Origin of the sequence: uncultured Nostoc sp. (genome assembly GCF_964245445.1) — a bacterium.
Lineage (GTDB): Bacteria > Cyanobacteriota > Cyanobacteriia > Cyanobacteriales > Nostocaceae > Nostoc.
The window spans coordinates 1-6,589 of record NZ_CAXTNE010000356.1 but is presented as its reverse complement, the minus strand read 5'-3'; the positions used below and the strand labels follow the sequence as shown (position 1 = coordinate 6,589).

Here is a 6,589-nt window from a genome sequence, read left to right as displayed (position 1 = left end):
CCCCTCGGCCTATTCCCACTCCCTAATTTTATTTTTGAGTAAAAAAATATATTTTTTGACACTCATTTTATCCCCATACTGAAGTAACTAGGTTTTCAGTTTTTTTCTTATAAAATCTTCTAAGACACCTTGATTTACATAATCTAACTTTTGTGCATAGATTTCAGATTTTACCAAGTGTTTTAGGATTAGCGATGTCTACGATGAGCTTCGCTTACGTAGGGTTGATTGGTAGCATGAGTTCTGTCTTTGCCCAACAAACCGTACCCCTTTGTCAACCACCAAATGCGGGTGAGTATCTTTTATTGGTAGTCAGTCCCACAGCAGATAATCAAAAGCAGTTACGTAGTGCCTTACCGCCGGAACTGAAAACGATTAACTGCAAATATCTTAACGAAACTGTGACGCGGATAGGAGGCTTTAACAAAATTGATGATGCCAATCGATGGGCAAGGTATGTCAGCAATATTGTTGGCTTGTCTGCCATTATTACGACTCGACCAACAACGCCAGATGTGCAGCCACAGCAACAGGCACAGCTACAGCAGCCTCAGCAGACAGTTTATAATCCTCAAGCATTAGGAGAAGGTTATGCAGTGCTGGTAGATTATTACAACCGTCCAGAACTAGTAAATAGTGTGCAACAAGTAGTGGGAGGGAACGTAGGTTTTGTTTCTTATGGGCAACGCCCTTACTTGTTAGCAGTTTATACGACTAACCAAACCGAAGCATACAACACCTTGCAGAAGCTGAACAATGGCGGTTTTGTTGCCAGCATAGTAGATAGTCGTAAGGTAATTTTGCTACGCTCAACTGTACGGTTGTAGTCGTTAGTCATTAGTCATTAGTCATTAGTCATTCGTTAATAAACTGTAGACTGTAGACTATTGACTAATAAGCAGACCTAGCTAACCAATAGATAGTTATGCCCAAAGCCGACCCAGCTATTACCTGAACTGGTGTATGTCCGAGTAATTCCTTCAAACGGTCTTGGCTAAAGTCTGGTTTTTCATGAAATAATTCATCAATCATTTGATTCAGGATACGAGCTTGCTTACCAGCCGCTTGGCGAACTCCGGCTGCATCATACATGACGATAATGGCAAAAATCATTGCAACGGCAAAATCAGGAGATGCCCAACCGAGTGTTTGCCCTACACCTGCGGCTAGAGCTGTAACTAAAGCTGAATGGGCACTGGGCATACCTCCGGTTGTCACCAAAACACGCACATTCAGTTTGCGATTTTTGACGATCTCGACTACAAGTTTTAGGGCTTGAGCAATTAAACAAGCTATCAGAGCAACCAGCAGCACCCGGTTGTCTAAAATGTTGCCTATGTCCTGCATGGTATTTTGGTTAGGTTAGTAAATATTAGCAGCAGTTGTTGGTTGAGGAAACATTTAGATTCAACCCAAAATCCAAAATTAACCTAGTACATCACGGTGGAAACTGGCCAACTATTCAAATTCACCCAAAAGCATACTTAATAAGCTTTTTGGATTTTGATATGAGTGAATTTTGAATTTCGCTAGACGGTGTAGTATAGCATGGCATCAATCACCCACTCCAAATCAATAAAACGCTTACGAATTATGAATTATCCAAAGCGTTACTAGTTATTGCGGCTGATTATAAAATGAGCGATCGCTTGGAGTGATTTGGCTCTCTCTCCAAATGGTTCTAATTCCGCACAAGCTGCTTTAACTAACTCTTGGGCTTTTGAGCGAGATTCCTCAAGTCCCCAAAGGCTAGGATAGGTCACTTTCTGCGCTTTTTGGTCTTTACCCGCAGTTTTGCCTAATTGCTCTTGGGTAGAAGTGATATCCAAAATATCATCTATGATTTGGAATGCTAGCCCAATATTTTGAGCATAACGGGTCAGTCGTTGCACATCTTCAGGTGATGCCCCAGCTATGATCCCGCCACAAACTACGCACGCTTCCAAAAGAGCGGCTGTTTTGTGTTGATGGATGAAATTTAGTGTTTCTAGGGAAATATCTGATTTACCTTCCGACTCTAAATCGACAACTTGACCGCCGACCAAACCAGCTGCCCCCAGCGCCCGACCAAGACGGGCAATAACCTGCAAGACTAGCTCTCTGTTAACGTTTTGGGGGGTTTCAATGGCAACAAATTCAAAAGCGAGAGCCAACAAGCCATCCCCAGCCAAAATCGCCACATCTTCGCCATAGACTTTATGATTCGTCAGCTGACCACGACGGTAATCGTCATTATCCATCGCCGGTAGGTCGTCATGAATCAACGACATTGTGTGGATCATCTCCACAGCACAAGCCGTTGGCATGGCCATTTCGATGGTTCCACCGATCATTTCACAGGTAGCAAGGCAAAGAATGGGACGTACACGCTTGCCTCCAGCTAATAACGAGTAGCGCATCGCCTCATAAATCTTTTCTGGATAAATGATGGGGATAGCCCGATCTAAAGCAGTATCACAAAGCTTTTGGCGCTCTTTCAAATAAGCTGCTAAGTTAAACGTGGCTTCCTCTGGTGGTGTCTTTTGAACGTTATCAGTTGCTACCATTCTTAAATTCCTGACATTTTGGGATTTTTGTCTTATACGTCACAATTTTAAGGTGCTGTGGCGCTGAAAAAATGAAGAATTAGGAGTTAGGAGTAGAGACGCGATTAATCGCGTCTGTACAGGAGTTAGGATTAATAACTCTTAATTTTTAACTCATCACTTCTCATTCCTCAGTCTCTTTCTTCTCTTGCCGCCCTGGAATAGCTGGCAAATGTATTTTGCAACAAGATGGCGACAGTCATAGGACCAACACCACCAGGAACGGGGGTGATAAATTCTGCTACAGCAGCTGTTGATTCAAAGTGGACATCGCCAATTAAACGGCTTTTGCCACTAGCATCAGTGACGCGATTCATTCCCACATCTACCACAACAGCGCCCGGTTTTACCATGTCAGCAGTGATTAGTCCAGGACGACCTACTGCTGCAATTAGAATATCAGCATTTTGGGTGATGGTTTTGAGATCATGCGATCGCGAGTGAGCGATCGTGACTGTGGCATCAGCTTCTAGTAGCATCAATGCCATTGGCTTGCCTACCAAAATACTGCGTCCCACCACTACTGCCTGTTTTCCCTGCAAAGGAATCTCATATTCTTCTAAAAGCCGCATCACACCAGCCGGGGTGCAGCTACGTAAACCGATTTCTCCCCGTACTAGTCGCCCCAAGTTAACTGGATGCAGTCCATCAGCGTCTTTATCGGGATCAATTTGATGTAGCAGAGCTACAGCATCCAAGTGGTTAGGTAAGGGCAGCTGCACGAGAATGCCATCCACTCGTTCATCGTGGTTTAGTTCAGCGATGACCTCTTCTAACTCCTCAAAGGTAGTTTGGGCGGGAAAATGCTTACCGAAAGAGGCGATCCCAACTTTAGCGCAAGCTTTTTCTTTATTACGAACATAAGCAGCTGAGGCTGGATTATCGCCAACCATCAGCACTGCTAAACCAGGCGATCGCCCAATTTTTGGTTGTAATTGTGTAATGGCAACAGAAAGTTCTTGCTGAATTTTTGCGGCTATTGTTTTACCATCAAGAAGTTTGGCAGTTTTTGTATCCATGAGAATTCCCAGCTATATTCGCCTTTTGTGAAAACTACTTGCAACAAGTCTTTCCCCCTGCCCCCTGCCTCTTAATTGGTGTCGTAGCGTTTTTCTCACAGTGAATCCATAATCTTTATTTTCTCAGATCAATGGCGTTATCTGAAGAATAAAGAGTTAAGGATGAAATTCAGAACATTTTTTGCTCAGTTGAGAGTGTGTTTCTGAAAGTGCAGAGAATAGTATATATGGGAACAGACCTGATGAAACTGGCGACAAAGCAAGCAGTGAAGCAAAAATTTGCTCAATCGGTGGCTTTCATGCAACAAACGAGAATATCTCTTCCGTTCTTGTACGGGCACAGTATTGTTTCCTACCGCCTGGGGTTGATTTTTTTATTGGTGGTAGGACTTTGTAGTTGTGGTAGTTTAACCTCATCTGGCTTGAATGGGACTAATTTTACAATTGGTACCAATGTCACCCCAATTCGAGAAATTAAACCAGAAAAAGACAATAAGGCTACAGTTTACATCCAAGGAAAGGTGGAGAAGAAAGCTCCTTTGATGAAGCAGTGGGCTTATCAAATTAATGACTCGACTGGCAAAATTTGGGTTGTCACCAATCAAAAAAATCTAAGCGAGGGGGCACAAGTGGTTATTAAAGGTAAAATTCGCTACCGAAGTATCCCCTTAGCTGGGAAAGAATTGGGGGAAGTTTATCTAGAAGAAGAGTAATTAGCAATTAAAAATAAGACATGAACAATCAACCTATACATGTAGCGATCGCAATTCTCTACCAAAAAAACAAGTTTCTTATGCAACTGCGAGATAACATCCCCGGTATTCTCTACCCTGGTTACTGGGCGTTATTTGGCGGTCATATTGAGCCTGGTGAAACGCCAGAGGTAGCAGTGAAACGTGAAATTATAGAAGAAATCGGCTATATATTACCACCCTTTGTTGAATTTGGTTGTTATCCCGACGAAAGAGTTGTTCGTCATGTCTTTCATGCACCACTCTTAGTGGAATTAAATCAACTGGTTTTGAATGAAGGCTGGGATATGGGGTTATTGACCCTAGAAAATATTTACCAAGGTAACTGTTATTCGCAAAACGCTGGAGAAGTGCGACCTTTGGGGAATGTGCATCAAAAAATTATGTTGGATTTTATTCAGACATACCAACAAACATAGTACTGCAAGGCGGAAGTCTGCCCCTTGGGGGAAGTCAAAAGTCAAAAGTCAAAAGTCAAAAGTATTATGCGATAGGGTTTTTAGGGATTTTAAATGGTTGCTTTATTTACGCCGTGGCGTACTAGTGTACCCTCCTTGCGTATATTGTAATTGCAGCACGATCTCCTAAATAGTTATATGCTTTTTCATAAATCAAAATCAAAGCCAAAATAAAGTTAGAACTCTTGTGGAGTCATTACTAATGCAATCAGCAAATAAACTACCGCGATGGTTAACTATAGGATTGGCATTTCCGATTATTATTCTCAACGGCTGGCTATTACTCCAGGTTGTACAGTATTTTCAACCCTTGGTTAGCATTATCGCCGCCGCCATCCTGCTAGCTTTTGTCTTGAACTATCCAATCCAGTTTCTCCAAGAACAAGGGGTAAAACGTAACCTGGCGATCGCAGGGGTATTACTTTTGACTCTAGTGGTTTTAGTGGCTTTAGGCATCACCTTGGTTCCCCTGATTATCCAACAGCTGGTTGAGCTAGCTAATATATTGCCCAGTTGGATTGATTCTGGGACTCAACAGTTGCAAACTTTCCAAGATTGGGCGTTAAGCCAACAACAACTTCCGATTAATTTAAGTGGTTTATTTACCCAAGTTCTTGAGCGATTATCTAACCAGCTTCAGTCCTTCACTGGTAGAATTCTTGGTTTTGCTGTCGATACCATTGGTATTGTGCTGAATGTGCTGCTGGCGGTAGTACTGACTATCTACCTAATATTGAACGGTGAACGTCTTTGGGACGGAGTTTTTCAGTGGCTTCCCCCTAATATTGGGTTAAGAGTGCGGGAATTACTCCGAGAGGATTTCCACAATTACTTTATCGGTCAAGCAACATTGGGAGCTGTGTTAGGGGTGACAATTACACTGGCGTTTTTGGCGTTGCAAGTTCCCTTAGCTCTACTTTTTGGTATCGGTATTGGTTTATTTTCTCTCTTCCCCTTTGGTACAGGAGTAGGTATCGCTATAGTAAGTTTGTTGGTGGCACTGCAAAACTTTTGGTTAGGAGTTGAAGTCTTAGGTGTAGCTGTTGCGATCGACCAAGTTAATTCTAATTTTATAGCGCCTAGAATTCTTGGCAATTTGACTGGACTAAATCCTGTATGGGTGGTAATTTCTTTGCTGTTGGGGGCCAAGTTGGGAGGAGTTCTGGGTTTGTTAATTGCGATTCCTATTGCCAGTTTTATCAAAGATATAACAGATAGCTGGCGAGATGGAGAGTTTAACAAGATAGATGATATCGTGGCAGAACCTATAAAGATTACAAGTGAGAAAGCGGGAACTTATAGTTAAAATTCAATTTCTAAGTTAAGAGAAATGGACAATGTTGACTATTTATCAAAATGTCTATTCTTTGCTTATTGCTTGTTTTTTGCCCTCAAGTTTTACGGTAAGCTCTCCTAAATTTGTTAAAAATTCAAAGAAACTCAGTCCCTTGGCCAAAAGCAGATATGCATTGTAGTTGACCACCGTGTTTTTCTACAACAATTTGATAGCTGATAGATAGACCTAATCCAGTTCATTTGCCAACAGGTTAAGTGCTGAAAAAAGGGTCAAATAATTGGTTTTGGTAACTTTCTAGAATTACCGAGCCAATCGAGACGATAAAAATTTATTGAGGAAAAAATGATTTCCTTAACTCGCTTAGTGCAACCTCACAAGTAATCGGGATCAGTTAATTTATAATAATTGTAATTTTAAATAAAGTTTTAGTTTTTTATTAGACCTCTTGTAAAAGTTCATAATACCCCACCCCCAACCC

General features: G+C 41.8%; 7 protein-coding genes and 1 pseudogene. 4 read left to right on the top strand and 4 right to left on the bottom strand.

Annotated elements, in window-relative coordinates:
- The first annotated feature begins 194 nt into the window (after window positions 1-194).
- Entirely contained in the window at window positions 195-827 is a 633-nt protein-coding gene (locus tag ACFE90_RS34500; RefSeq protein ID WP_375506781.1) for a hypothetical protein, read from the top strand.
- 64 nt (window positions 828-891) lie between these two features.
- Here ACFE90_RS34500 and ACFE90_RS34495 read toward each other — a convergent pair whose 3' ends face one another.
- From ACFE90_RS34495 to folD, 3 genes are all read right to left on the bottom strand, one after another.
- Window positions 892-1,347 (bottom strand): divergent PAP2 family protein, encoded by a 456-nt coding sequence (locus ACFE90_RS34495; protein WP_118170665.1) that lies wholly within the window; start codon window positions 1,345-1,347, stop codon window positions 892-894.
- A gap of 266 nt (window positions 1,348-1,613) precedes the next feature.
- On the bottom strand, window positions 1,614-2,546 hold the full coding sequence (gene crtE / locus ACFE90_RS34490) for a geranylgeranyl diphosphate synthase CrtE (protein ID WP_375506780.1): 933 nt from the start codon (window positions 2,544-2,546) through the stop codon (window positions 1,614-1,616).
- Between the two features lie 170 nt (window positions 2,547-2,716).
- Entirely contained in the window at window positions 2,717-3,604 is an 888-nt protein-coding gene (folD, locus tag ACFE90_RS34485; RefSeq protein WP_375506779.1) for a bifunctional methylenetetrahydrofolate dehydrogenase/methenyltetrahydrofolate cyclohydrolase FolD, read from the bottom strand.
- Window positions 3,605-3,846: 242 nt separating this feature from the next.
- Here folD and ACFE90_RS34480 point away from each other — a divergent pair, with 242 nt between their 5' ends.
- The 3 genes from ACFE90_RS34480 to ACFE90_RS34470 all read left to right on the top strand — a co-directional run bounded on the left by ACFE90_RS34480 (window position 3,847) and on the right by ACFE90_RS34470 (window position 6,120).
- Window positions 3,847-4,317, top strand: a complete 471-nt coding sequence (locus ACFE90_RS34480) for a hypothetical protein (protein ID WP_375506778.1) — start codon at window positions 3,847-3,849, stop codon at window positions 4,315-4,317.
- 20 nt (window positions 4,318-4,337) lie between these two features.
- Entirely contained in the window at window positions 4,338-4,775 is a 438-nt protein-coding gene (locus ACFE90_RS34475) for an NUDIX domain-containing protein (protein WP_375506777.1), read from the top strand.
- A gap of 241 nt (window positions 4,776-5,016) precedes the next feature.
- Complete coding sequence (locus ACFE90_RS34470) at window positions 5,017-6,120, top strand: AI-2E family transporter (protein WP_375506776.1); 1,104 nt, start codon at window positions 5,017-5,019, stop codon at window positions 6,118-6,120.
- 124 nt (window positions 6,121-6,244) lie between these two features.
- Here the strand turns inward: ACFE90_RS34470 and ACFE90_RS34465 are convergent.
- A pseudogene (locus ACFE90_RS34465) lies at window positions 6,245-6,397 on the bottom strand (ATP-binding protein); the annotation flags it as partial.
- Window positions 6,398-6,589 lie beyond the last annotated feature (192 nt).